Annotated in this window: 26 protein-coding genes; 3 read left to right on the top strand and 23 right to left on the bottom strand. The window is 51.2% G+C overall.

Features of this window, described 5'->3' with window-relative positions:
* Window positions 1–4: 4 nt before the first annotated feature.
* The 5 genes from AJ81_RS09440 to AJ81_RS09460 are packed head-to-tail and all read right to left on the bottom strand — an operon-like array spanning window position 5 to window position 3,967.
* Window positions 5–451: a YaaR family protein gene (locus AJ81_RS09440; protein WP_031502475.1), complete on the bottom strand. Its 447-nt coding sequence runs from the start codon at window positions 449–451 to the stop codon at window positions 5–7.
* A complete protein-coding gene (gene mtnA, locus AJ81_RS09445) occupies window positions 448–1,491 on the bottom strand; it encodes an S-methyl-5-thioribose-1-phosphate isomerase (protein WP_031502477.1) in 1,044 nt (347 codons plus the stop codon). The genes AJ81_RS09440 and mtnA overlap by 4 nt, the downstream gene beginning before the upstream one ends.
* The gene (locus tag AJ81_RS09450; protein WP_031502479.1) at window positions 1,491–2,543 is read right to left on the bottom strand and encodes a peptidyl-prolyl cis-trans isomerase; all 1,053 of its coding nucleotides are present in this window, start codon (window positions 2,541–2,543) and stop codon (window positions 1,491–1,493) included. The genes mtnA and AJ81_RS09450 overlap by 1 nt, the downstream gene beginning before the upstream one ends.
* Before the next feature lies 1 nt (window position 2,544).
* The gene (mazG, locus tag AJ81_RS09455) at window positions 2,545–3,315 is read right to left on the bottom strand and encodes a nucleoside triphosphate pyrophosphohydrolase (protein ID WP_038059552.1); all 771 of its coding nucleotides are present in this window, start codon (window positions 3,313–3,315) and stop codon (window positions 2,545–2,547) included.
* Window position 3,316: 1 nt separating this feature from the next.
* Entirely contained in the window at window positions 3,317–3,967 is a 651-nt protein-coding gene (locus AJ81_RS09460; protein WP_031502482.1) for a TIGR00153 family protein, read from the bottom strand.
* Window positions 3,968–4,228: 261 nt separating this feature from the next.
* Between AJ81_RS09460 and glpK the strand changes: the two genes are divergently transcribed.
* Window positions 4,229–5,725 carry a glycerol kinase GlpK gene (gene glpK / locus AJ81_RS09465; RefSeq protein ID WP_031502483.1) on the top strand — a complete coding sequence of 499 codons (1,497 nt, stop codon included), beginning with the start codon at window positions 4,229–4,231 and terminating at the stop codon, window positions 5,723–5,725.
* On the top strand, window positions 5,722–6,288 hold the full coding sequence (locus tag AJ81_RS09470; protein ID WP_031502485.1) for a glycerol-3-phosphate responsive antiterminator: 567 nt from the start codon (window positions 5,722–5,724) through the stop codon (window positions 6,286–6,288). The genes glpK and AJ81_RS09470 overlap by 4 nt, the downstream gene beginning before the upstream one ends.
* Here the strand turns inward: AJ81_RS09470 and AJ81_RS09475 are convergent.
* The 3 genes from AJ81_RS09475 to AJ81_RS09485 are packed head-to-tail and all read right to left on the bottom strand — an operon-like array spanning window position 6,280 to window position 9,304.
* Window positions 6,280–6,648: a DUF1667 domain-containing protein gene (locus tag AJ81_RS09475; RefSeq protein WP_031502487.1), complete on the bottom strand. Its 369-nt coding sequence runs from the start codon at window positions 6,646–6,648 to the stop codon at window positions 6,280–6,282. The two genes, AJ81_RS09470 and AJ81_RS09475, sit on opposite strands and share 9 nt — an antisense overlap.
* Before the next feature lie 2 nt (window positions 6,649–6,650).
* Complete coding sequence (locus AJ81_RS09480) at window positions 6,651–7,868, bottom strand: NAD(P)/FAD-dependent oxidoreductase (RefSeq protein WP_031502490.1); 1,218 nt, start codon at window positions 7,866–7,868, stop codon at window positions 6,651–6,653.
* Entirely contained in the window at window positions 7,865–9,304 is a 1,440-nt protein-coding gene (locus AJ81_RS09485; protein WP_031502493.1) for an NAD(P)/FAD-dependent oxidoreductase, read from the bottom strand. The genes AJ81_RS09480 and AJ81_RS09485 overlap by 4 nt, the downstream gene beginning before the upstream one ends.
* A gap of 197 nt (window positions 9,305–9,501) precedes the next feature.
* On the opposite strand from AJ81_RS09485, the gene cutA reads away from it, so the two are divergent.
* Window positions 9,502–9,819, top strand: coding sequence for a divalent-cation tolerance protein CutA (gene cutA / locus AJ81_RS09490; protein WP_031502495.1), 318 nt, complete (start codon window positions 9,502–9,504; stop codon window positions 9,817–9,819).
* Here the strand turns inward: cutA and AJ81_RS09495 are convergent.
* Genes AJ81_RS09495 through AJ81_RS09565 form a run of 15 tightly spaced genes read right to left on the bottom strand, consistent with a single transcriptional unit; the run spans window position 9,802 to window position 24,528 of the window.
* Window positions 9,802–10,593 (bottom strand): alpha/beta fold hydrolase, encoded by a 792-nt coding sequence (locus AJ81_RS09495; protein WP_031502497.1) that lies wholly within the window; start codon window positions 10,591–10,593, stop codon window positions 9,802–9,804. The two genes, cutA and AJ81_RS09495, sit on opposite strands and share 18 nt — an antisense overlap.
* Window positions 10,594–10,603: 10 nt before the next feature.
* Window positions 10,604–11,587: a 3-oxoacyl-ACP synthase III family protein gene (locus tag AJ81_RS09500; RefSeq protein ID WP_031502499.1), complete on the bottom strand. Its 984-nt coding sequence runs from the start codon at window positions 11,585–11,587 to the stop codon at window positions 10,604–10,606.
* Window positions 11,584–13,287 carry an alpha/beta fold hydrolase gene (locus AJ81_RS09505; protein WP_031502500.1) on the bottom strand — a complete coding sequence of 568 codons (1,704 nt, stop codon included), beginning with the start codon at window positions 13,285–13,287 and terminating at the stop codon, window positions 11,584–11,586. Before AJ81_RS09505 ends, AJ81_RS09500 begins: the two co-directional genes overlap by 4 nt.
* A 3-nt stretch (window positions 13,288–13,290) precedes the next feature.
* Entirely contained in the window at window positions 13,291–14,169 is an 879-nt protein-coding gene (locus AJ81_RS09510) for a branched-chain amino acid ABC transporter permease (protein ID WP_031502501.1), read from the bottom strand.
* Window positions 14,170–14,871 (bottom strand): ABC transporter ATP-binding protein, encoded by a 702-nt coding sequence (locus AJ81_RS09515; RefSeq protein WP_031502503.1) that lies wholly within the window; start codon window positions 14,869–14,871, stop codon window positions 14,170–14,172. It abuts the gene before it with no gap.
* Window positions 14,864–15,634 carry an ABC transporter ATP-binding protein gene (locus AJ81_RS09520; protein ID WP_031502506.1) on the bottom strand — a complete coding sequence of 257 codons (771 nt, stop codon included), beginning with the start codon at window positions 15,632–15,634 and terminating at the stop codon, window positions 14,864–14,866. The genes AJ81_RS09515 and AJ81_RS09520 overlap by 8 nt, the downstream gene beginning before the upstream one ends.
* A gap of 41 nt (window positions 15,635–15,675) precedes the next feature.
* Window positions 15,676–16,836, bottom strand: a complete 1,161-nt coding sequence (locus tag AJ81_RS09525; protein WP_031502507.1) for an ABC transporter substrate-binding protein — start codon at window positions 16,834–16,836, stop codon at window positions 15,676–15,678.
* 24 nt (window positions 16,837–16,860) lie between these two features.
* Window positions 16,861–17,607: a 3-oxoacyl-[acyl-carrier-protein] reductase gene (fabG, locus tag AJ81_RS09530; protein ID WP_031502509.1), complete on the bottom strand. Its 747-nt coding sequence runs from the start codon at window positions 17,605–17,607 to the stop codon at window positions 16,861–16,863.
* 16 nt (window positions 17,608–17,623) lie between these two features.
* Window positions 17,624–18,331 carry an ABC transporter ATP-binding protein gene (locus AJ81_RS09535; RefSeq protein WP_031502511.1) on the bottom strand — a complete coding sequence of 236 codons (708 nt, stop codon included), beginning with the start codon at window positions 18,329–18,331 and terminating at the stop codon, window positions 17,624–17,626.
* Window positions 18,331–19,044: an ABC transporter ATP-binding protein gene (locus AJ81_RS09540; RefSeq protein WP_031502513.1), complete on the bottom strand. Its 714-nt coding sequence runs from the start codon at window positions 19,042–19,044 to the stop codon at window positions 18,331–18,333. Before AJ81_RS09540 ends, AJ81_RS09535 begins: the two co-directional genes overlap by 1 nt.
* 13 nt (window positions 19,045–19,057) lie before the next feature.
* Window positions 19,058–19,969 (bottom strand): branched-chain amino acid ABC transporter permease, encoded by a 912-nt coding sequence (locus AJ81_RS09545; protein WP_031502515.1) that lies wholly within the window; start codon window positions 19,967–19,969, stop codon window positions 19,058–19,060.
* Complete coding sequence (locus AJ81_RS09550; protein WP_031502517.1) at window positions 19,966–20,880, bottom strand: branched-chain amino acid ABC transporter permease; 915 nt, start codon at window positions 20,878–20,880, stop codon at window positions 19,966–19,968. Before AJ81_RS09550 ends, AJ81_RS09545 begins: the two co-directional genes overlap by 4 nt.
* Before the next feature lie 59 nt (window positions 20,881–20,939).
* Window positions 20,940–22,166, bottom strand: a complete 1,227-nt coding sequence (locus AJ81_RS09555) for an ABC transporter substrate-binding protein (RefSeq protein WP_031502519.1) — start codon at window positions 22,164–22,166, stop codon at window positions 20,940–20,942.
* Window positions 22,167–22,182: 16 nt separating this feature from the next.
* The gene (locus AJ81_RS09560; RefSeq protein WP_231845436.1) at window positions 22,183–23,490 is read right to left on the bottom strand and encodes an acetyl-CoA hydrolase/transferase family protein; all 1,308 of its coding nucleotides are present in this window, start codon (window positions 23,488–23,490) and stop codon (window positions 22,183–22,185) included.
* A 6-nt stretch (window positions 23,491–23,496) separates the two neighbouring features.
* On the bottom strand, window positions 23,497–24,528 hold the full coding sequence (locus AJ81_RS09565) for a 3-oxoacyl-ACP synthase (RefSeq protein WP_031502523.1): 1,032 nt from the start codon (window positions 24,526–24,528) through the stop codon (window positions 23,497–23,499).
* Window positions 24,529–24,641 lie beyond the last annotated feature (113 nt).

Raw genomic sequence — 24,641 nt, forward strand, 5'->3', positions numbered from 1 at the left:
GCTCTCACCTGTAGATGTTTATCAGTAAGCCATAGATTTCTTCGACCTTCGCCGACAGTTTGATGGCTCCGCTTTCAGCTTGAAGCAAGGCGTCGGCTATCTCGTTCAGTTTTTCGTTCACCTGACTCGCGACCACGTGAAGATCTATTCCACGCTCTCTTTCGATCTTGTAGAGCTTCTTCTCGACGAGTTTCAAGAATTGCTTGACACTTTCTCTGTACTTCTTGAAGTTGTCCTCGGTCGGCGAACGAATCAAATCGTTGCCCGTCTCGACCACGGACCTTATGGCTTTCTCCAAGAGCTGATTGTAGGTTTCTTCTTCGACCTCTTCGAGCACGTCCAAAAAGCCGGTTTCCTGACTGGCCCGAGCCGAAAGTTTACTCTTCGAAACCTTTTTGCTCTTGATCTGATGGCTCTTCATGTTGCCATCTTCCAGAGGATTTATCCTCAAGGTTCAACCCCCATGATGCGTTTCAGATTGACTTCGTAGGGAGGCCTCACTATTCCTCTCTCAGTGATTATCGCGGTGACGAGATCGTGTTCTGTGACATCGAAGGCTGGATTGTACACCTTCACACCTTCGGCAGCGATCCTCAGGTCGCCAACGTGCGTGACTTCCTTGTGAGAACGCTCTTCGATGGGTATCTGTGAGCCATCCTTGACGTTCAAATCTATCGTCGATATGGGAGCCGCAACGTAGAAAGGTACACCGTGTCTCTTGGCGAGAACTGCGAGCGTATAGGTACCTATCTTGTTGGCAACATCCCCGTTGGCAGCGATCCTGTCCGCCCCCACTATGACAGCGTTCACCTTGCCTTGTTTCATGACCCAACCTGCCATGTTGTCACAGATCAAGATCGTTTCGAGACCGAGCTGAACCAATTCCCAAGCCGTCAATCGCGCGCCCTGTAAGTAAGGCCTCGTCTCATCCACGTACACTCTCAATCTTTTACCGTTCTCCACGGCGGCACGTATGACTCCCAACGCCGTGCCGTAATCGACCGTAGCTAAGGCACCAGCGTTGCAATGGGTTAAGATCGTATCGCCATCCTTCAGCAACGTCTGACCGTGTCGGCCTATGGATCTGTTCGTCTCTATGTCCTCTCGCGCTATCTTCATGGCCTCTTCTTCGAGAGCTTTGACGAAGTCTTGGTCTTTGGCCGCGAGGAACTTCTCGTGCATTCTTTTCAGGGCCCAGAAGAGGTTCACAGCCGTGGGCCTCGTCCGAGCGATCGCATCGTGGACTTGTTGCATCGCCTTCGAGAGATGTTCACCTTTCAAGTGTGAGAACTGCTTTGCGCCGAGCACGTAACCAAAGGCCGCCGCGGCGCCTATGGCTGGTGCGCCGCGAACGACCATGTCTTTTATCGCCTGAGCCACTTCTTCATAACTCTTACACACGACGTTTTCCACGACGTGCGGAAGCTTTCTCTGATCTATGAGGATGAGTGAGTCTCCCGTCCATTGCATCGTTATGGTTTTGAGCATCATTACTGCTGCGATCCCCCTTCAGTTTCAGTTCCACTCAGGAGATAAACCTTGATGTCGCTCGACTGCTTGAACTTTAGGAACTCTTCTTGGACCCATTTCTGCCACAGTTCGCTCGCCTTGGACTGCGCCAAATAGTCCCTTATATCGCCCGCGACTTCCTCCAGCTCTTGATAACCTTTGGGCTTCTTCTCCAGAACACGGTAGATCTCCCATCCACCACTCGTCTTCAACGGACCAACGATCGCACCGACTGGGCTCGCGAAGACTTTTTCTTCGACTTCCTGATTCAGTAGACCACTGTAGCGTTCGACCCATCCCAGCTCGCCCGCCTTATCCTTCGTCAACGGATCGATCGAGACTTCACTCGCGATCTGGGAGAAATCCTCACCCTTTCTGATCCTCTCCAAAACCTTGTTTGCCTGTTCCTGCGTCTCGACGATGATTCTCAAAAGCTTCGCGGATTCTTCGACGGTGAAGAACTCCTTGTTTTCCTCATAGAATCTCTTCACTTCTTCGTCGCTGATCGCCGAACTCTCCGTTACTTTTTGGTATATCTGCTGAAGCGTCTGTTGGACCGTGAAGATCCATCTGAGCCTGTTTTTGAACGTTTCCAGATCTCCGAGGTTTGCACTCTTGAGATACCAATCCAGATCGGTTTCTGTCATGTTGTACTGAGAAAGAGTTTTGTTCAACTCATCCGCGACGAGCTTCTCTATCGTTTCCTTCGGAACGACGATACCCATCTTCTCACCGATCTGGACGATCAAGATCTGATCGATCAGGTTGTTCAGCACTTCCCTCTTGTAGCGTTGAAGGAGTGCCAAACCTTCGGGCGTGCTTGTGAGCACCTGGTAGAACCTCTCGTCGAGAGACTGCAACTGCAACAAGAGTCTGTTCAGGTTTGCTTCTCTGTCGAGCTCTTCCTGTGTGACTTGTCTGCCGTTCACCTCTGCGACAACAACCGTGCTGGGTGTCGCACTGCTCGTCGTTTCCTGAGCAAAAAGGTTCAATGCCAAGAACACCATGATGACAATGATGAGAAATTTCTTCACTTCACTCTCCTCCCTTCACTTCTTCCCAGAGAGCATCGAGTTGTTCGAGAGTCATTTTCTTCAACTCGAGCCCACGCTTCTTTGCAAAATCCTCAACCATTGCGAACCTATTGGCGAACTTCTCAGTCGCCCTGCGCAACGCAACCTCAGGATCGACGCTCGAAAACCTCGCCACGTTGACAACGGCGAAGAGCAAATCCCCAAGCTCTTCCTCCATTGATCCTGGATCCCCCCGCTGGATAGCCTGCTCGAGCTCCCTCACTTCTTCTCTGACCTTTTCCATAGCTCCCGAGACATCTGGCCAATCGAAACCGACCGCTGCTGCGTTCTCCTGAATCCTCCTTGCAAGGCTCAGAGCAGGTAGCGCTTTGTTCAGACTGCCAATCGCTGAAGACTTGCTTGTTCCTTTCTCCTGGGATTTGATTCGCTCCCACTGCTCGTAAGAATAGCCTGGACTGTCACCAAAAACGTGTGGATGACGTCTTACGAGCTTTTCGCTGAGCGTTCTCAACACGTCCAAAATGTCGAACGCGTCCCTTTCCTTAGCGACCTGTGCATGAAAGATGACCTGAAGCAACACATCTCCCAGTTCCTCGATCATCCTTGCGTCGTTCTTTTCGTCGATTGCGTCCAGTAGTTCGTAAGCTTCTTCGATCAGATAGGGCTTCAGAGATTCGTGTGTCTGACTGCGATCCCACTCGCATCCACGTTTGGAGCGCAGTGTTTCCATGATCTGAACCAACTTTTCGAATTCTTCACCCAGGATTCCCAAACTACACCCTCCTCTTGAGTGAGACGATCTGGACCCTGTCTGAACAGTCCTCCGCCCTGTCTGCGATATCCGCCAGACTTCTTATCAGATCCTTGAGATGCATTTTTTGACCGTGGGAGATATCCTGCAGGGAGAATATCTTTCTCAGCAGATCTCTTTCGATGCCGTCCACCTGGTGCTCTTTCACTTCCGTCGCATCGACAAACTCCATGACACGGTTCAAATCGATAAAAAGATACTCTATCGCCTGTTTGAGAGCATCGTAAGTCTCGATGGACCTGTCGAGCAACGCCTTGATTTCCTCGTTCAGGGAATCTGGAATATAGGGTCTTTCGATCTCGAGAAGATCGGCCACGTATTCAGCCTTGTTCGCGACTTTGTCGGCCGCCTCGATGATCCCGAGCAGATCACCTCTGAAGTTGGGCAAGAATGCACCGCTGTACATGATGTTTTCAACCTTTCTTCTCACAACGTCTGCCTCGTGTTCGAACTCACGAACCTCCTCGGCGAGTTCTGTAATACGATCAAACTGCTGGGACAGATAGGCTTCAAGCAGGTTCTTCAAACTCACCAGCGTCGTGCTAACCTTTTCGAGGTGCTCACGCACGAGATTCACGATTTCAAGCTCTTTCTTGCCAACTATCCACCCCATCGCTAACACTCCTTGTAAGAAAGGATCTCCAGGACTCCGCTTCTATTATACCGAGCTTCCGTCGTGAAACGGATGCAGGATGCGTTAATATTTTCCTGCTTCAAGAGTAACGTTAAGTCAGGCGAATCCGCCGAGTCGATCTCGAAAAATCAAACGAAAAAGGTTTTGTTGTAAAATATGAGTGCGTGGAGGAGAAGAGGAGAAGACCACGTCCCAAGTTGGGTGTGGTCTTTTTTGATTCTTTGTTGGGGGTGCGCATGAATGAAGGAACGTTACGTTCTCGCGCTGGATCAGGGCACGACGAGTTCTCGCGCCATACTCTTCGATTCGAGCGGAAATGTCGTTGGTATGGTGAATCAGGAGTTTCCACAGATCTATCCGAAACCCGGATGGGTGGAACACGATCCTTACGACATCCTGGAATCTCAAGTCAGTGTAGCTAAGAAGCTTCTTCGCACATTCGACGTCGAGCCCAACCAGATAGCCGCAATAGGTATTACAAACCAAAGAGAAACGACCATCGTGTGGGACAAAAAAACGGGAAAACCTGTTTATAACGCGATAGTCTGGCAGTGCAGAAGAACGGCGAACATCTGCGATGAGCTCAAAGCACAGGGCCTCGCCGACTATATACAACGCAAGACAGGTCTGGTGATCGACGCGTATTTCTCTGCCACGAAAGTTCAGTGGATCTTGAAGAACGTGCCCGATGTGTTGGAGAAAGCAAAGAGAGGAGATGTTGCCTTCGGTACCGTGGACAGCTGGCTCATATGGAACTTGACGGGCGGAAAGGTTCACGCCACAGACGTGTCCAACGCTTCGAGGACGATGCTGTTTAACATAAGCGATCTGTGCTGGGATCAGGAGCTTTTGGATATCTTCGGTGTACCTCGTTCGATGTTGCCTCAAGTCTTTCCTTCAAGCTACGTGTACGGTGTGACGGACAAGGATATCTTCGGCGTTGAGATACCCATTGCGGCGGACATTGGAGATCAGCAGGCAGCACTGTTTGGACAGATGTGCATCCGAGCGGGCATGGTCAAAAACACTTACGGTACGGGCTGTTTCATACTCATGAACATCGGTGATAGACCTATCTTCTCACGCTCCGGGCTGCTGACAACTGTCGCCTGGAAGTTGAAGGATGAGGTTTCCTATGCGCTCGAAGGAAGTGTTTTCATAGCAGGAGCCGCGGTACAGTGGCTCAGGGACGAGCTGAGAATGGTCGAAAGTGCGGCTGAGACTGAGCAGATGGCGCTGAGTGTTCCGAGCTCGGCCGGTGTTTACGTCGTTCCGGCGTTCGTGGGCCTTGGCGCACCCCACTGGGACATGTACGCGAGGGGTGCGATCTTCGGACTCACGAGAGGTTCGAAGAAGGAACACATAGTCAGGGCAGTTCTGGAATCGATTGCGTACCAGACCAGGGACGTCGTCGAGGTGATGTGCGAAGAGTGTCGGACGGAGCTGAAGACTTTGAGGGTAGATGGGGGTGCGTCGAAGAATAACTTCTTGATGCAGTTTCAGGCGGACATTTTGAACGTTCCAGTGGAGAGACCGAAGGTGAACGAGACGACGGCTTTGGGTGCGGCGTACCTCGCAGGTCTGGCGGTGGGTTATTGGGGAAGCATGGAACAGATAGAGTCACAGTGGCAACTCGATAGGAAGTTCGTTCCGAACATGGATGAGAAGGAGAGAGAAGAACTGTACAAGGGTTGGAAAAAAGCAGTGGAACGAGCGAAAGGGTGGATGAAAACGTGAGGGACGAAAAATACTTCGCACATCCCGTTGTGCCAGCACTGAGAAGTGAAGAACAACTACAAAAAGCGGCCGAGAGCATGGCAACCTCGGTCTTTCTTCTCTACGGTGATCTGATGAGTCTGAAGAATGTGGTAAAGTACCTGCACGATCATGGCAAAAGAGTCTTCGTTCATCTGGATCTGATCAAAGGTTTGGGTAAGGACGAGAGTGCAGTTGAATACCTCAAGACGCAGATCTTAGCTGATGGCATGATAACCACAAAGGGAAATTTGATAACCGTCGCAAAAAAGGTAGGTTTGGTACCCATACAGAGGATCTTCCTTCTCGATTCACAATCGCTCACGACAGGCATCGCACAGATAAAATCGCACCGACCGGATTACATAGAAGTGTTGCCTGGCTTGATCCCGGATCTGATCCAGCAGATAGTTCAGGAAACCGGTATATCGGTGATAACGGGAGGCTTGATCAAAACTGTACAGCAGGCGATGGAGGCGCTCAAGAAAGGTGCGATGGCAGTCTCGACGAGTGAGGAGAGTTTGTGGAATTTAAAGCTAAGCTGAGTTGACTCTTTTCACAGTACGCGTAGCTACGACGTCCGCTCCCGTTTCGAGGACGTTCTTCAGGATCACATCGCCCACCTTCACGGGGGCTTCGATTTGGACCTGTTTGACCAACTCCATGAATTCCGGTATCAAACGTTTGGGTATGGGCTTGGATGTCTTCACCGACGCAAGGGGAAGTTCACCATTAACAACCTTCACACTGGTGGGAACGATCCTCTTGGGTTCTTTCAGCTCGTCCTCGAGGTAAGAAAGACCCCTTGGACAGCGGTTGCCCTCGACTGAAACTATCTTTCCATCCTCAACACTGTATTTTATTTTGCATCCCATTGGGCATAGGACGCAAACTATCTTCTCCATGTTCACACCTCCTCGAGCTTGACTTCAATCCTGTCAAGGTTCGAGAGTTTCTGCTTCGGAATCTTCACAACGATCATCTCACTTGGGATGAGGTCCTCAAAAGTCTTTTCAAAGCCACCCACCTTCAATAACGCCTTCTCCATGGGCTTCTTGCACCTGAGATAGAGCGTGAGATCATCGACATCGTTGTAGTAGTTGGGGAAGGTGAGCATCACGTTCTCTCCGGGAACAATGGGAACACCGAGTGAGAATCTTTCTCCATTGACGTACCTCGAGGCGTACTCGCCTGCACGCTCTCCCTCTTTGGTGACGTAGTCAACAAGATCAAAGACCGCCGTGCAGTTGCCTGCGGCGAAGATCCATTCGTTCGAGGATTGACCCGTGTTGGAGCAGGCGATTCCCCTGGTTCTTTTGTCGAGCGTGACCAGACCGTTCAGCATCTCTACCTGAGGGATGAGTCCGACCGAAAGAACGAGCGTGTCCACTTTGAAACTCTTTTCAGTACCTGGAATTGGCCTGAACTGTTCATCCACGCTTGCGACGACGACTTCTTCGAGTCTTTCGCTTCCTTTGACTTCGACCACGGTGCTGGAGAGGTACAACGGTATGTTGAAGTCCTTCAAGCACTGTATCACGTTCCTCAGCAATCCTCCCGGATAAGGTAATCTCTCAACGACTCCCACGACTTCGATGCCTTCGAGCGTCAACCTCCTGGCCATGATCATGCCGATGTCTCCGGAGCCAACGATCAAAGCTTTCCTTCCGACCTTTCTGTTGTCTATGTTCATCAATCTTTGTGCCACACCCGCGGTGAAGATGCCAGAAGGTCTATCGCCGGGAATCATCAGAGAACCGAAGGGACGTTCACGTGCCCCAGCAGCGTACACGACCACCTTCGCTTCGAGCTCGAACACGTTCTTCGGTGAGACGAGCAGGGCCGTTCTGTCCCTGTTGAGCCTCAGTACGTGGCAGTCGTTCAACACATCTATCGCACCAGCGTATCTGCTCAGTTGCTCTCGAAAGCGCTCCGCGTATTCAGGTCCTGTCAGTTCCTCTCTGAAATAATGCAGCCCGAAGCCGTTGTGAATGCACTGATTCAAAATGCCACCAGTGATCTCGTCTCGTTCGGCGATGACTACCTTCAAGTTCCTCTTCGCCGCCGCAATCGCCGCAGCCATACCTGCAGCTCCCGCACCGATCACGAGCACGTCCGTCTTCATTCTCTCACCTTCCCATCGACAACCCAGCTGTTGGGGGACTTGAGAACGATCTGTGAAGCGTCTGTTTTGAGTTCTCGCTCAAGGATCTTCAGTATCTTGCTCATGCAAAAGTCACCCTGACAGCGACCGAACATAGCGCGTGTTCTGAACTTCACCCCATCCAGCGTCCTGGCTCCCCTTCTTATCGCTTCCACTATCTCCGCCTCGGTCACCTCGTTGCAGAAACAGATCATTCGACCCGCAGATGGATTCTCTTTCACAGCCCTCTGCCATTCCTCAAGGCTCAGCTCAGCGTATTTCCTTATGCCCTTTCTCTCTGGTTTGAAACCTTTCTTAGTGGTGAGATTGATTCTCATCTGCTGTTGCAACACTTCTTCGGCGATGTATTTTGCTATCGCGGGTGCGGCGGTGAGACCGGGAGATCTCATCGCCATTGCGTTGACAAAGTTGGGGACGATCTCGCTTTTACCGATGAAGAAGTCCTTCTGCGGACTTTCTGGTCTCAATCCCGCGAAGGTCTTCACCACCAAAGAGAAGTCGATCTCTGGGACCAGTTTCAGCACGAAGTCCTTCACGGACTGAATCCCTTCGTTGGTGGTCGTCAAGTCGTTCTTCCTGTCGCTCGGAAGATCCTCTGCTGTGGGGCCGAGGAGCAAACCACCATCTATCGTGGGCAGAACGAGTATACCCTTGGACTTCTCAGTGGGAGTGGGAAAGATAACGGATCTCACGCTGTTACCGAGTTTCTTGTCGAGCAGGATGTACTGACCCTTCCTCGGATGCAGAGGCACGTACTCGGCACCTGCAAGCTTGGCGACCTCATCGGCGAACAGGCCCGCGGCGTTGATCACCACATCGACTCGGTGAACTTGTTTGTTCGTGATGACACCGACGATCCTGTTTCCCTGTTTTTCGAAATCAACCACTTCTTCGTTCAGGAAAAGCTTCAGGCCGTTCTCGAGCGCATTTTCCACCGCAGCTATTGCGACCATCCAGGGTTCCGTTATCCCCGCGGTGGGTGCCCAGAGTCCCATCTTCACTTCGGGATTGATCCTCGGTTCTCTCGAGAGGATCGTTTCACGATCGTGTATGCTCAAGTTTGGAACGCCGTTCTTCTCGCCTTGAACGAGAAGTTTGTGAAGCACGGCGGTTTCTTCATCGTTGAAAGCGAGCACGTAGGAACCCGTTCTTTTGATTTCAAAATCGAGCTCGCGAGAAAGTTCGGTGTACATAGCGTTGCCGACGCTGCAAAATCTGGCCCGAACGCTTCCGACCGGATCGTCGTAACCAGCGTGCAGTATCGCGGAGTTGGCCTTCGTCACACCCCAGCCGACGTCCAGATTCTTTTCTATCAGCAACACCTCGACATCGTATTTGCAGAGTTCTCTCGCGATGAGTGAACCGACGACACCGGCACCTATCACAGCGACGCGCAAGACGATCCCTCCAAAAGAAAAAGCCACACCCCAAAAGGGATGTGGCTTTCTCCAGGTCTCTACCACACCGATTCAATTTTAGCACAAAGATCTCGACGGTTCAAGTGGATCAATGAACGACATCGCAAAGGTTAAGAATTTTCAAACCTTCACCGACAACATCATCCTTGGGGCAGAATAATTCTGGAGGTGAATGCATGGTTTTGATCTACACCACGTTCCCGACCAAGGATGACTGCCTGAGGGTTTGCAAGCAACTACTCGAAGAAAGAAAGATCGCATGTTTCAACGCTTTCCAGATTCAATCTGGATACTGGTGGCAGGACAAGATCGTGGAAGATCAGGAGTGGGCAGCGATCCTTAAGACCGACAAGTTCAAAGAGGACGAAGTCTTCGAAGCTTTGAAAAAGCTTCATCCGTACACGACACCGGCGATCATCTCAATCGAAGCGAAAAAAGTTGACACGCAGTATCTCAGCTGGCTCGTTTCGACCATTTCATCCCAGCAAACTTAGATGAGCCATCACGAGGTTCAAGATCGTTCTCGGTTTCTCGACCACCACGGCATGACCTGAATCTGGAACGCAAACGAGGTTCGCAGCCTTTATGGACGCAGCGATCTCGTGTGAGAAACGTGGTGGCTTGATTCGATCGTGCTCGGCACACACAACGAGTGTGGGACAATTGATCGATGGAAGTTTCTCGACCAGAGGTTTTTGTTCCATCTGGAGGAAAGAATCGAGCAGCATCACGGCCCCGTCGTAGTTGAAATTCTGCATCCTCGAGACGATTGTGTTCAACAGATCCGGATGCGCGTCCAAGAAAGCCTCGCTGTACACGTCGGTCAGCCAACTCAGAACGAACTTGGTAGGATCCTTCGTCTCTGCGCCCATTCTCCAGAGTAAAGCATGATTTCGGATGTACGGTGTCACGCGCGCGGTGGCGGTTATGATCACGAGGCTTTCGACCATCTCGGGATGCTCGGCGGCGAAGAGCATTCCAACTTCTCCGCCGTAAGATGTGCCAACGAGGTGCAGTTTGTTTATTTTCAGAGCGTCACACAACTCCTTCAAATCTTGAACGTGCTTTTCGAAAGAACATTCCGCATTTGAAGACGTCCACTGGCACCTGAAGTTGTGAAGGAGCACTGAATATCGATCTTTAAGATCTTTCAACAAGGAGTCCCAGCTTTTCATATTCATGAAAATACCGTTTAGGAGTGCGACAACGCTTCCTCGACCCGGGTGAAATTCGTAATCGATCTCGACACCATCCGAAGTTTTGAACATGCCCTTCACCTCACACTCTGAACGCCACAGCCACCTGTTGATAACCAACACCCGAGGTGAGGAAGATGATAACTTTGCCCTCGAGGTCGTTGAGTTTTCCCTCATCGAAAGCATCGTCGTACGCCATATAAACGCAGGCAGATCCGGTGTAACCGTATTTATGCATGATCATGTGCGCTTTTTCCTCTGCTAAGCCCATCGTTTCCATGACTTTCTGTATGGTCTTCTTTCGAACCTGAGTGAAAAAGATCATGCCTATTTCGTCTTTCGAGAAGTTGCATTTCTCCATGAGCCGGTTGAGCAACAAGGGCCAGCCTTCTTCGTTCACGGTCGCTGGGTACGCCGCGCGCAGATCGAGCTTGTGAAGTCCTCTTTCAAAACCTTGAAGATTCATCGTGCCTGCTCCCATGTAGATGCCCCAGTTGTACCACCAGCTACCATCGCACCTTGCGACGCTGCCGAGATAACCCGGTTCATCTGAGGCCGTCAGGATGAGTGCACCGGCACCGTCCGAAAACAGCGCTTCCCAGGAGTACTTCCAGCTCAAGAACTTCGTCATCGCGTACACTCCGATCACGAGCACATTTTTATAATCGCCGAGCGCTATGTAACGGGATGCGATGTCCAAGAGCAATGCGCCGTTTGCACAGGAGGCGTTAACGTTGAACGCCAGAGGTTCGGCTTTGTGCGCACCGATCAGATACTGTACTCTCGCCGCATCGGGTGGTGAAATGGCTTCGGGTGTGTCCGTGCCCACTATGATCAGGTCGATCTCTTCAGGTTTCATGTTGATCCTCGCCAGTGCGCGCTTGGCGGCTTCGGCAGCCATGTAGGTCGGGGTTTCTTCTTCATTCGAGAGGCGTCGATGGTTGATACCGATCTGTTCTGTGAAGTAGGGATCGATGGTGAAATGGACGAGTCTTTCGAACTCTTGATTCGTCATGATCTTGCTCGGAGCGTAGAGACCAGAAGAGATTATCTTTGCGTACTTCATGTTCCAACCTCCTTCAGAAAAGGTTCTATCCTCCTCAAAAAATCCTCAGTCGCTTCGACGAACGGCGTGTGGCCAACGTTGTTGAGAATAACGAGCTGGGCTTTCAACGCTCTTCGAGTTTTTTCCATCTGCTCATGCGTGAGCAACGGGTCCATGTCGCCCCACACCAGTAGCGTCTTCACACGGTAATTCTCTGTTTGACCGGTAAGGTCAAATTTACCGAGTTCTTCAGCGTGTGCGTAGATTGCTTTTGGATTCATCTTCAATGCATCGTCCACCAGTTGCTCGACGAATTTTCTGTCTTTCACATTCCTGAGCAAACCGTACAGCGATCTTCTCAGCACGGATCTGTTCCTTTTGTACAGCTCAAGATAGGGTAAATTCTCCGCGGGTGTGGGTAGACCATCGATCGGGCACGGATCGACCAAGATCAAACCCTTGAGCAAGTCTGGACGTTTCAAAGCCAGTTTCATACCTATCGCTCCACCGAGTGAGTGTGCAAGGACGATGATATCTTTCAGCTGGAGCTTTTCGATGAACTCTTCTACGGCCTTTACATAGTTGTCCAGCGTTGGAATGGTCCTGTCGGAAAAACCGAAATTGGGAAGATCGAGTGCGATCGTTTTGAAATTCGAGATTCTGCCGAGGATCGGCTTGAACCATCTGAAAGAGCCAAAGTTTCCATGGATGAGTATCAATGGTTTTCCCTCTCCCGATTCGACGTAGTGCAAACGTGCAAGGGATGTTTGGACGAACTTACCCTCAGGTTTTCCGATCCTTCTCTTGAGCCAGACGATGGGTAATTCTGCCCACCTCAACCAGAAGTTCATCGCATGGTAGGCGATGCCACGCGGCATGAACAAGACCGTGAGAATGAGTATCGCTCCAAAGATGATCGAAAGAGAAAAGCCACTCCTGCTGAAGAAGAAAGGAAGGATGGTGTAAAGCGTCGCACCAAAGAAGGGTCCGATCTCCAAAGCCAGACCCCCGATGACCACCATGGCGAGCAGGTCCAAAGATTTACCCAGCCCGAACAGGCTCGGGGCTATGTAGCCGATCGTGTGGGCATAGAGTGCTCCAGCAAGCGCTGCTAAGGCCGATCCAAAGCTGAACGCGATGACCTTGTGGTAAGTTAGATGCACGCCAAAAATGCGTGCTACCAGTTCGTTCTCCCTCATGGCCGCAAGCGCCCTTCCGGTCTTACCTCTTACGAGGAGACGGAAAAAGTAGAAACATACCAGCAAAAGCAAAAGGTTCACGTAGTAACTCGTTGTGTCGCTTCCGAACAGCTTGATGTTCCTCAAGCCTATGTGTCCACCTGTCAACGCTTGCCAGGCCCCGAACAACTGCTCGATGGCGACGACGAAACCCATCGTCACTATGGCCAGATAAAAGCCTTTGAGTCTCAAAGCGGGAAAACCCAGAGCCATGCCGACAACGGCGCCGAAAACGATGGCGATCAGTACGGAAATCGGTATGGGCACAGAGAAACGTTGTACCAAGATCGCGGAAGTGTACGCACCAACACTCATGAACGCCGCATGGCCTATCGAAATCTGCCCGGCATAACCCATGATCACGTTCAAACCCATCGCAGCGATCGAGTAGATGAAAGTCAGGTTCAGCAGAGTCAGGACGAAACCACTAACTGACGGCAAGAAAGGTACCGAGAACAGAATCAAAAGCAAGAGCCATCTCATCACTCACACTCTCCTGATTTCTTCGCTGCCGAACAGTCCCTGTGGTCTCACCAACAGTATGCCAACGATGATGGCCAGAGAGAGCGTCGTTTTCAGCTCGTTGCTGATGTAACCACCGATGAGATTCTCTATCACACCCAGCGCAAGACCACCACACAGTGCACCAAAAAGGCTGTCGAACCCTCCGAGCACCGCAGCTGTGAAACCCTGTATTTGATAGTAGATCATCATCGTCGGAGAAACGTACGTCCTCGGAGCGCCGAGAACGGCGACCATCGTTCCGATAGCAGTTCCAACCATCCAAGACCAAGAGATCACCTTGTTGGGGTCGATACCCATCAGCTGGGCAGCCTTTTCGTTCTCAGAGACGGCGCGAATCGCTATACCAACTTTGGTGAACCTGTAGAGCAGAAACATTAGAAAAGACACGGCGGCGAGCACGGCGAACAAGAGCAAGTCCTGTCTTCTGAAAACGACTATGCCGAAATCACCTCTGAAGATGAGGGGCCTGCCAGATATCAATTCGGGCAACGATTTGTACTGCGTTCCCCATATCTGTGTCGCCAACCCCTCTAAGATCATGAGCAAACCAAAGGTCACTATCAACATCGATCCATGGGAAAGCTTGCGCAGGGGCCTCAGGGTGAACCGTTCCACAGCGTATCCGAACAGCATGCTCACAAGCAGAGTCAGAACGAGGGCCGACCAAGCTCCCAGACCCAGAGAAACGAAGGTGTAGGTGACGTACGCCATGAACATTGCCATGTTACCGTACGCGAAATTCATCAACCCCGTTACTTTGAATATGAGCACTATACCCATGGCTGCGAGAGAATAAAAACTTCCCGTTGAGAGACCGAGGATCAACCTGTTCAGAAACACTCATCTTCCCCCCAGATAGCTTTCAACCACGGAGCTGTCTTTCATGAGTCGTTCAGAAGGGCCTTCCATGACGAGTCTCCCAGTTTGAAGAACATAACCGTAATGTGAAATCTTTAGGGCAGCGTAGGCGCTCTGTTCAACCAGGAGAATCGTTACACCTGATTCGTTTATCTTCTTTATAGCCCTCATGATCTCGCTCACAAGGTTTGGTGCCAAGCCCGTCGAAGGTTCGTCGAGCATGAGCAACTTGGGTTTGGCCATCAGCGACCTCGCAATGGCGAGCATCTGCCGTTCTCCACCCGAAAGTGTGCCCGCCCTCTGTTTCAGTCTCTCTTTGAGCCTTGGGAAGAGAGTAAAAACGAGGTCGAAATCCTTGGATAGGTCTTCTCTTCTCAAATACGCTCCGGCCTGCAGATTCTCCAGGACCGTCATCTTTTGAAAGACCATCCTATTGTCGGGACACAGGACCAAACCGCGTCGAACGATCTCGTGCGCCTCGAGTTTGTCTATTCTCTCGCCTTCGAAAAGTATTTCACCAGCCACGATTTTGTTCAATCCCACGATGGCATGCAGAAGCGACGTCTTTCCTGATCCGTTCGCTCCGAGGATCGTCGTTATGGAACTTTTCTCGACCTTCAAAGAAACATCTTTCACGGCCACCACGGGGCCGTAACTGACCGTCACGTTTCTGAGTTCAAGCACTGTTGACCTCTCCCAAATAGGCACTGATCACTTTTGGATCTTTTCGCACCTCTTCGGGCTTACCCTCACTGATCTTCTTTCCAAAGTCCATCACGGTCACAACATCGGAGATGTCCATCACCACACGCATATCGTGCTCTATCAACAACACCGTTATACCCATTTCATCTCTTATTCGCCGTACGATGCTCACGAGCTGGTTCGTCTCCGCTTCGTTGAGTCCAGCCGCGGGTTCGTCGAGCAACAAAATCTTGGGTTTCGCCATCAACGCGCGGCCTATCTCGACGAGTTTTTGGTGAAAATAAGGGATACTGCCCGCGTAGCTCAACAACCTGCTCTTCAGACCAAGAAAGTCCGCCACGTTGAGAGCCTCTCTGTACATTTCGTAGTTTTCAAGTGACCTTCGCTTAGTCACAATCAAGTCTTTCATCAATCCTCCAGCGATCCTGTGATGGTACCCCACGTAGAAATTCTCGAGCACCGTCAAGTACTTGAAAACGACGACGTTCTGGAACGTTCTTGCAACACCGTATGAAATCACCTGGTGCGGGGCAACGTGCGTCAGTTCAACCCCATCGAGCACGATGGTTCCAGAGTGAATCTTGACCACCCGCGTTATCGCGTTGAAGACGGTCGTCTTTCCGGCACCGTTTGGACCTATGAGAGAATGAATTTCTCCTTTTTCCACTCTCATCGAGAAGTTATCCACAGCCACAAGACCACCGAAGCGAACAATCAGTGAATCGATGTTTAAGAGTGCCAAGTTTCACGCCCCCAGACAAAGAGGAGGGGAAGGTCCCCTCCTCAATCGAGTCCTATCAAATCCGTTACAGGTGTGAAGATGCCGTTCTCGATCTTCATGAAGTACATCGTCGATTTACCGCGCCTGAGACCTGGACCCCAGGTGATATCCTTGGCCAAGATTCCGTCCCAGTGATTGAACGTCTCGAGCGCCTCAACGAGTTTCTCTCTCGTCAGATCTGGCCCGGCTCTGACGAGACCTTCAACGAACACTTCGGCAGCGATGAATCCAGCCACCGCGTACGAGGACATGATCTGGTTCGGATAGCTCTCTTGGAATATCGCCACCGCCCTTTGATAGTCCCTCAGGAACTCCGGTCTGTCCGGGGTTGCCAACGGAACCCAGCCCGTCAGATAAACGCCTTCGGCATACTTACCTGCGAGGTTTATGAAACTGGGGTCAGCGTTGGCATAGGTTGTCACGATGTCAGCGTCCACCCCATAATCCTTCAACGTTTTGATCCACCTGACCGTGTCGGTGAGAAAACCGTAGATGACGATGGCATCCGGAGATACCTTCAAAACATCCACCGCGAGCGCACTGTAGTCTGTTTCGAGCGGGTTGTAAGCGATCTCGAGCGCGGGTTTCATACCGTACTTCTCGAGCCGCATCTTCACCGCCGCTAAACCTTCTTTACCGACATCGTTGGCCATGTAGATGACGCCTATCTTCTTCTTTTTCAAGTTTTCAACGAAGAACTTTGCGATCAACTGACCTTCAAGTGTGTAGTCGGGTTGAACTCCGAAGATGTAACGTTTTGGTGGCACCACGAGCAGGCTCGTTCCTGCACCTTGATAGACGAAGGGTACCTTGTTCTGCTCCAGATAATCCATCACCGCGAGACAACCGTAGGTGCCCAGTCCACCGACGATCGCGAAGACTTTGTCAGATTCCACTAATCTTTTGACCTCGACGACTGTCTTGGTTGGATTGAGCTGATCGTCCGCTATGATCAGTTCGATCTTCCTTCCGTAGACTCCGTTGTTCTTGTTGATCCAGTTGAAGTACGCCAGCATTCCTTTCGACATCTCTTGACCGATCACCGCATAAGGTCCCGACAGTGCTTGGAACGTTCCAACCACGATCTTGTCTGGATAAACACCGACCTCTGCGAAGACGAAGAGCGCGACCGACAGTACCAGAACCACCAACAGTTTCTTCACCGTACATCCCCCTCAGGGAAGATTTCAGAACGTCAGACCACCATCCACACCGATCACTTGACCTGTGATGTAAGAAGATTCGTCGCTCGCAAGGAACAGATAAACGTACGCGACCTCCTCCGGTTCGCCCATGCGCGCGAGCGGCGTTCTGCTCAAAACGGCTTCTATGACCTTTTCGGGGACTTTCTCGGTCATCGGAGTTCGTATGAAACCCGGTGCAACCGCGTTCACCCTTATCTGTGCACCTTTGCGCGCGAGTTCTTTGGCCCACGTCTTGGTCATAGCTATGACTCCACCCTTCGTTGCGGCATAGTTGGTTTGGCCGATGTTACCGTAGATTCCAACGACGGAAGATGTGTTGATGATCGAACCCTTCTGTGTCTTCATCATGTGCGGAGCGACAGCCTGCGTCATGTTGAAAACGCCGGTCAAATTCACGTTGATCACCGCATTCCAGTCTTGCTCGCTCATCTTGACGAGCAGGGCGTCTCTCGTTATTCCAGCGTTGTTCACAAGCACATCGATTTTTCCATACTTGTTCGCGATTTCATCCACTGTTTTGAACACCTGTTCTCTGTTCGTCACATCCAAGACGTAAGGATCGATCGAACCAGGTAAATCCTTCGCCTCTTCGACGAGTTTGTCGAGAGCCTGCTGTGAGACGTCGCATGCACACACGACGGCCCCTTCCTTGGCGAACAGTAAGCTCGCTGCCCTACCGATGCCACTCGCTGCACCCGTGATGATGCACACCTTCCCTTGCAATCTCATACGTAACCTCCCCTTTCTACAAGCCGAGATATGCCTTCTTGATGTGCTCGTTGTTCATGAGATTCGTTGAAGAATCTTCCAACACTATTCTACCGTTTTCGATCACGTACCCCCTCTCAACAACTTTCAATCCCTGTTTAACGTTCTGCTCTATCAACAGTATTGACACACCCTGATTCTTTATTTCCCTCAATTTCGAGAACAACTCTGATACGATCGAAGGTTGCAGTCCTACGGATGGTTCGTCCAACATCAGAAGTTTTGGGAAGGACATCAGCGCCCTCGCGACCGCAACCATCCTCTGTTGACCTCCACTCATCGTGCCGACCTTCTGCTTCAGCCGTTCTTTCAGTATGGGAAACAGTGTGAAGACCAAATCGAAGGCTTCAAGCATTCTTTCACGTGCGTGTGGTACATAGTTCGCGCCTGCCCTGAGGTTCTCTTCGACGGTCATGTTGGGGAACAGTTCGCGTTCCTGCGGTACTAACGCTATGCCGAGCTTGACGATTTCGTGCGGTTCCATGCCAGTTATGTCTTTGTCTTGAAAGAGTACCTTCCCAGAGATGGGCTTCAAGAAGCCGATCACACAGTTGACGAGTGTGGTCTTGCCCGCTCCGTTCGGTCCAAACAGACCAACCGCCTCACCTGAACCAACGCTCAACGAAAGGTCCCAGAGGACTTTTATCCTTCCATAAGCTGCGTTCAAACCATCTATCCTCAACATCATGCTTCCTCCCCAAGATAGGCAGTGATGACCTTAGGATCGTGTGCAACCTTTTCGTACGGTCCTTCCGCAATGATCTCACCACGATCCAGAACGATGACGCGGTCGGTCAACTGGCTTATCACGCTCATGACGTGTTCGATCACACAAATTGTGATCTGCTTTTCTCTGAGGGATCTCACCAACTGGATAATCCTCTGCATCTCTTCGGAGTTCAACCCTGCCATGACCTCATCGAGTATCAAGAGTTTCGGTTGACAACCAAGCGCCCTTGCGATCTCGAGCTTCTTCAGCTCGAAAACCGTGAGCCTGTCCAAGCGCCTTTCAGGTTGGTCGAGCTCTACGAGCTCACATATCTTGCGTGCAGACTTGCGCGCCTCACGCAACGACTCACCTCTGGCGAAGAGGCACGATACCACGACGTTTTCGAATGCGGTGAAATCCCTCAAAGGTCTCACGAGCTGAAAGGTCCTCGCTATGCCCATGCGTGCGCGCAAGTGTGCGGGGACGAAGGTGATGTCTTTATCTTCGAAACGAATGCGCCCCTCGGTGGGGTATAAAACACCAGATATGAGGTTGGTCAACGTCGTCTTACCGGCCCCGTTGGGACCTATTATACCGAGTATCTCACCTTGGTTCACGTTCAAATCCACGGATTTGACGGCTACCAAACCCCCGAAGCTCTTCGTCAGTTTCTCCGTTCTCAAAAGCACGGCACAGAACCTCCTATCGCTTCACCACAATCTTGTTGGCGATGGTTCCGTATATACCCCTTGGCAAGAACATGATCGTGAAGATGAGAATCAAACCATAAATTATCAGATGCCCGTACGGCATGATGAGTTTGAGATATTCTGACGCCAAGCCGAGCACCACGGCCCCTATTATTGGACCGAGGGTAGAGTAGATTCCTCCAACGAGGGCCATTGACATCGGAAGGAGCAGAAAGTTGGCTGAGAAAGTGCTTTCAGGTTCAACGAAAGCATACTGCTGTGCGTAGAGTGCTCCGACAGCGCCCTGAATCGCCGATGTAAGCACGAAGACGAACAGAAGGTACTTGAAGATGTTCACTCCAGAACACTTTGCGGCGATCTCATCGTCCCTTATGGCATTGATCGCAAAGCGAATTCTTGTCCTTTGAAAAAGCTCAGAAATGAGGATCACTGTGAGCGCCACCGAGAGAACCAGCCAATAGATCTTGATCGAATCTCCTTTGAAGATCGACTCGTAGAGGACTTTCCCCGCTGAACCACCGGTGAGATCGCTCAGGTTTCTCGCGAAGATCATGAAAACGCTGGAGAGCGCAAGCGTCGTTATGGCGAAGTAGATCTCTCTCAGTCTCAGTACGATCCAACCGAGTGCCAAAGCAACGAGAGCAGCGAACACCGCAGCAACGAGAATACTCCACAACGGATCGATAGAAAAGTCATCGACGGCAATGATCGAAGCGTAAGCACCGAGTCCGAAGAAACCAGCGATCCCGAACGAAAGCTGTCCTGTGCGGAGCATCATGTCCCAACTGAGAGCCAAAGACAGAAAAATCATTATCGAAGTGAGCACGTGAATCAGGTACGCACCCACGAAGAAAGGCAAAAGAAAGCAGAGAACACAAACAGCCAATATCATGAAGTACTTCATCCTTCTCGCCTCCCGAAGGCCCTGAACACGATCGCTGCTATGAGGACTACGAAGAAGACCAAGTCTGCCCATCCCGTGTAACCCGGTATGGACTTGACGAACTCTTCAGCGATGCCGAGTACTATCCCTGCGAGAACTATGCCTGGTAAGTTTCCCAAACCCGCCATCGCCGTCAAGCTGAAAGATTTCATCGTAAATGGACCACCAACGTGCGGAAAGATTGAACTCCTGACGGACAACAGTGCACCAGCCAGCGCAACCAACCCAGCTGCGAGGCTGAACACAAAAGCGTAGACGAATTTGACGTTGATGCCCACAATCGCTGCACCCTTGGGGTTTTGTCCAACTGCGTAAGTCGCCTGCCCGAGCCGCGTCTTCTTCAAGAACAACAACAATCCTGCGAGCACGAGCACCACTACGATTGTGTATATGAACTCATAGCCACCGACGTACACACCGAAGATGTTGACCGAGGTCGATGCGTAAGGCACGTAGATGTTTCTCGGTCTGGAAGTCCACCATATGTTGAAAGATTCAACCATGACTATGGAGACTCCGAAGGTGAGCAACAGGAGGTTGAGATGATGAGTTTTCAAAGATCTCTCTATCACAAGCTTGTAGATCAAAAGACCAACCACCAAGAGAAGTGGTACTGTAAGCACGGGAGAAGACAGAGGATCCATCCCCCACTCGTTGAACAGAAGGTACGTCATGTAGAGCGACAACGTCAAGAACTCACCGTGAGCCAGGTTCAAGAGACCCACTATACCGAGTATGAGTGCGAGTGGAAGGGCGACCAAACCGTACAAGCTACCTCTCTGTACACCGTAGAAGAAAGCGTACGGTCTGAGCAAGGCGATGAGAAAAAGTGCTATGGCGAGAACTGCGTATCCAACGAAATTTTTCTTCACGCGCTTTCACCTCTTCTTGAAACAAATGAACGGCTGGGCGTTCGGCCCAGCCGCATCGTTCATTTGCCCGTCCAACCCGGGAATGGATAGATCAGCTCGGCCGTTTGATATTCGAACGGCCAGATGACGTGCTGTACCCCGTTCTGCCACTGCAGTATCTTCTGAGCCCTGAATCCTTGGTTCTTTATGATCCTGCTTGGGGAGATCTTGAGCACGCCTCCTACAGGAGATTCATATTCGATCTCCCTCAGAGCTTTGATGATGGCGTCCTTGTCGAGTGAGCCAGCCTTCTTGATTCCCTCAACCAAGAACATGATATTCGTGTAGCCGAGCGGAGCAAAGTACGTCGCAGGTTCCTCGTTGAACTCTTTCACGTACGCGTCCCAGAAGTGCTTCGCGATCGCGCTGACATCTTTCAATGCCGGTGCCCACATACCGTAGAGTATGACACCGTGTGACAAAGGATTCTTACCGAAATCGGCAGGCCATCCCGGAGGTGCACCGACGAAGAGTTTTGGAGCGAAACCTATCTCCTTCGCTTGAATGAGGATGGGTATCGCATCGGCGTCGTAGCCAGCCCATATGAACAAATCTGGATTGTACTGCTTGGCCTGCATCAAGACTGCTCTGTAATCACCGCCTCCGAGTGCAACACTCTTGAAGGGGGCACCCCTGAGGTCTTTCATCAGTCCAGCCCAGACTCCGGTACCTTTCTTCGCGAGCTCGAACTCGTCTTGGTAGGATTTGAAGGAACTTGTTCCAAAGGCACCTTCCTCGTAAGCTATGAATATCTTCTCGATCTTCACCTGCGGATACTTCTGAGTGATCGCCCTCCAACCGTGTGCGTAGCTTTCTCCCTGCAGATAGTCCCAAGGATGCAAATGGAAGTACCAGTCTGCGTCCGGACCGACCGCTTCTTCACATCTGTACGACGCCGCTCCAATCCATACCGTGATCTTCTGGTACTTCTTCAATATGGGTATCTGTGCCAGGTGCACACCGCTGGACATCCCACCGACGAAGAAGTCCACTTTTTCAACGGTCGCGAGTCGGTCGATCGCGGCGGCACCTTTCTCCGGCTTCATCTCATCATCGACGATGAACAATTCCACGGGCATACCGAGAACTCCGCCCGCTGCGTTGATTTCCTTGACGGCCAGTTTCATGGCGTTGGCCGCCTGTCTGCCCGTGATGTCAGATAGAGGCAAAACCGCACCTATTTTGATGGTTGATGCGAAGCCTAATGCCACGACCACAACCGCGAACGCCACGAACAACCTCTTCATACTCTCACTCCTTTCATCAGATTAGACCCATCTTTCTCGCTTCCGAAGTTAACACGTCTCTGAAATCTGGATGAGCTATGGATATCAACTGGAGTGTCCTCTCCCTGATGGTTTTACCCCTCACGTGCGCCACGCCCCACTCTGTGACAACGTAATCGAGTTCCTGTCTGGGTACTGTCACGGGAGAACCGAGTGGTAGTAGAGGCACAATGGTCGATACTGTTCCGTTCTTAGCGGTGGACCTGAGTGCGATGATACCTTTACCACCTTTGCTTTTCACAGCACCACGGTGCGTGTCCAGCTGCCCACCGGTGCCACTGTAATGCTGTGTGCCCAAAGCTTCCGAACAAACGTTACCCGTCAAGTCTACCATGAGCGCGGTGTTTATACTGACCATCTTCTCGTTCTGGGCTACCACATAAGGATCGTTCACGTACTTGCCCCGAAGGAACATGATCGAAGGGTTATCGTCGATGAAGCTGTAGAGTCTCTTGGTTCCAAAGGCGAACGTACAGACGAACTTGCCTTTCCACAGAGTTTTCTTCTTGTTCGTTATCACCCCCATTTCAAAGAGATCGATCATGGACTCGGTGAACATCTCTGTATGCACACCGAGATCCTTCTTGCTGTGTAAAAGCTTTGCGACGGCGTTTGGGATACCACCTATTCCGATCTGTATCGTGGATCCATCCTCTATAAGTTCGCTAACGTACTGCGCGATCTTCGACTCGACATCCGCTGGTTCAACCAGCTCGGCTTCCGGTAGATCGTAGTCAACCTCGATCAAGTAGTCGACCTCGCTGATGTGCACGTGGGTATCGCCATGCGTTCTTGGGGCTTTCGGATTGACTTCGAGCACGACTTTCTTTGCCTTCTCGATCACGTCCTTCTCGTAAACAACAGAAGCAGACAGTGTAAGGAAACCGTTTTTGTCCATGGGTGAAGCGACACCAACGAAGATGTCAACGTCTCTGCTGTCTAACAAATTCGTTCCCGCCTGGTGCAGATTGTTCGGAACGTAACTCACCGTTCCATACCTGTTCTTCACAGCTTCCCTGTTCGAGGCACCGAAGTACCAAGAAGCGTTTTGAAAGCTCTTGCTGTATTCTTCTCTCATGTAGAAGGGATAACTCTCCATGTTCAAACACGTGAACACGGTTACGTTCTCGACTCTGTCAGCGACTCTGTGAAGGTTCCTCAGAAAGAGCTTGGGTTCCATCGGAGTCATACCGACGACGATCGTTGAGTTACTCTGAACAAGTTCCAGAACCTTATCGATGTCCACCAACTTCTTTTTGTAAACTTCTTCCCACTTCACAACCATTCCTCCTCACCAACTTATGGGTTCTCTGATCCTTCCCCACCTCACGACGGCGGCGTTCCAGGTCCAGCCCACGCCCGCCCCCACGAGAACGACCACATCACCGTCTTTGATCCTACCAAGCTTGAGACCTTCCTGGAGAGAAAAGACCTGATCGTTCTGACCCATGTGACCGTAGTCTTCGAGGTAGAAAGATTGATCCTCCCTCAAACCCAGTTGCGTTAGAACTTCCAAGTGTGCCGATCTCTTGAAGTGCAGTATGGCGAGGTAGGATATGTCTTTCCTTGAAAGACCACTCTTTCTCAGAGCATCGTCGATCACGAAGTAGAAGTTGTTCAGAGTGACCCTGTTCAGCTTTTCTTTGAAAGCTTCAGGATCGACCAGGTGGAAATAGTATTCATTGAGGTCTTCTGTCTTGATTGGCCACCTCTTGGTTCCCCCCACCGGCACGATACAGTCTTCGGCGAACGATCCATCGACGATGCTCGAAACACCCAGCACAACGTTCGCACCGTGGTTCTTTTTCAGCACCAGTGCCGCTCCACTGGCGCCTATGTCGAACATGAAAGAAGTCGGTTTGTACTTGTGGTTGACCAGATCGACGTTGCGATACCCGCTCACGAGCAAGACCGTGTTCACGTTCTTCTCGCTGAGCATAAGCGATCTGGCCACCTGAAGCCCAACGATCATCGAACCGCACATGGCTTCCATGTCGAAAGCCCACGCCCTCGTCGCGTTGATCTCGTGAGCGACCTTCGTGCACGCAAGCCAGCAGGGATAATCTTTGTGCTGCGCACCGTTCCAGATGACCACGTCGATCTCGCTTGGATCGACCCCTGCGTTCTTTATGGCCTCTCTCGCAGCCATAACACCCATATGGCTCGTCGTGTCTTCTTCGCCTGGAACGTATTTGCCCTTAACACCGAATTTCTCAACGATGACTGCTTCGTCGATTCCAGTGAGCGAGGCCAGCTCCTTGGCCGTCATATAGCGCTTTGGAAGATAGGTCCCGATACCGGCTATACCTACGTGATCTTGCATTTTGGTCCCTCCTGTAAACTGAACCACCATTCAATCTGATACATGATTCATCATGTATGATACCAGATTGTGAAACAAAAATGCAACACTCGGAAAAGTCCTTTAATGATGTT

The sequence above is a fragment of the Pseudothermotoga hypogea DSM 11164 = NBRC 106472 genome, from assembly GCF_000816145.1.
GTDB lineage: Bacteria > Thermotogota > Thermotogae > Thermotogales > DSM-5069 > Pseudothermotoga_A > Pseudothermotoga_A hypogea.

What these genes read in the sequence shown, in the direction of transcription:
- AJ81_RS09475 (WP_031502487.1), bottom strand. Translation starts at nt 6,648, where the DNA reads ATGGAGAAGATAGTTTGCGTCCTATGCCCAATGGGATGCAAAATAAAA.
- AJ81_RS09555 (WP_031502519.1), bottom strand. Translation starts at nt 22,166, where the DNA reads ATGAAGAGGTTGTTCGTGGCGTTCGCGGTTGTGGTCGTGGCATTAGGC.
- AJ81_RS09560 (WP_231845436.1), bottom strand. Translation starts at nt 23,490, where the DNA reads ATGGTTGTGAAGTGGGAAGAAGTTTACAAAAAGAAGTTGGTGGACATC.
- AJ81_RS09545 (WP_031502515.1), bottom strand. Translation starts at nt 19,969, where the DNA reads ATGAAGTACTTCATGATATTGGCTGTTTGTGTTCTCTGCTTTCTTTTG.
- AJ81_RS09495 (WP_031502497.1), bottom strand. Translation starts at nt 10,593, where the DNA reads ATGTTCAAAACTTCGGATGGTGTCGAGATCGATTACGAATTTCACCCG.
- AJ81_RS09500 (WP_031502499.1), bottom strand. Translation starts at nt 11,587, where the DNA reads ATGAAGTACGCAAAGATAATCTCTTCTGGTCTCTACGCTCCGAGCAAG.
- AJ81_RS09460 (WP_031502482.1), bottom strand. Translation starts at nt 3,967, where the DNA reads ATGGGGTGGATAGTTGGCAAGAAAGAGCTTGAAATCGTGAATCTCGTG.
- AJ81_RS09535 (WP_031502511.1), bottom strand. Translation starts at nt 18,331, where the DNA reads ATGTTGAGGATAGATGGTTTGAACGCAGCTTATGGAAGGATAAAAGTC.
- AJ81_RS09480 (WP_031502490.1), bottom strand. Translation starts at nt 7,868, where the DNA reads ATGAAGACGGACGTGCTCGTGATCGGTGCGGGAGCTGCAGGTATGGCT.
- AJ81_RS09565 (WP_031502523.1), bottom strand. Translation starts at nt 24,528, where the DNA reads ATGCAAGATCACGTAGGTATAGCCGGTATCGGGACCTATCTTCCAAAG.
- cutA (WP_031502495.1), top strand. Translation starts at nt 9,502, where the DNA reads ATGGTTTTGATCTACACCACGTTCCCGACCAAGGATGACTGCCTGAGG.
- mtnA (WP_031502477.1), bottom strand. Translation starts at nt 1,491, where the DNA reads ATGATGCTCAAAACCATAACGATGCAATGGACGGGAGACTCACTCATC.
- glpK (WP_031502483.1), top strand. Translation starts at nt 4,229, where the DNA reads ATGAAGGAACGTTACGTTCTCGCGCTGGATCAGGGCACGACGAGTTCT.
- AJ81_RS09505 (WP_031502500.1), bottom strand. Translation starts at nt 13,287, where the DNA reads ATGAGATGGCTCTTGCTTTTGATTCTGTTCTCGGTACCTTTCTTGCCG.
- fabG (WP_031502509.1), bottom strand. Translation starts at nt 17,607, where the DNA reads ATGAGATTGCAAGGGAAGGTGTGCATCATCACGGGTGCAGCGAGTGGC.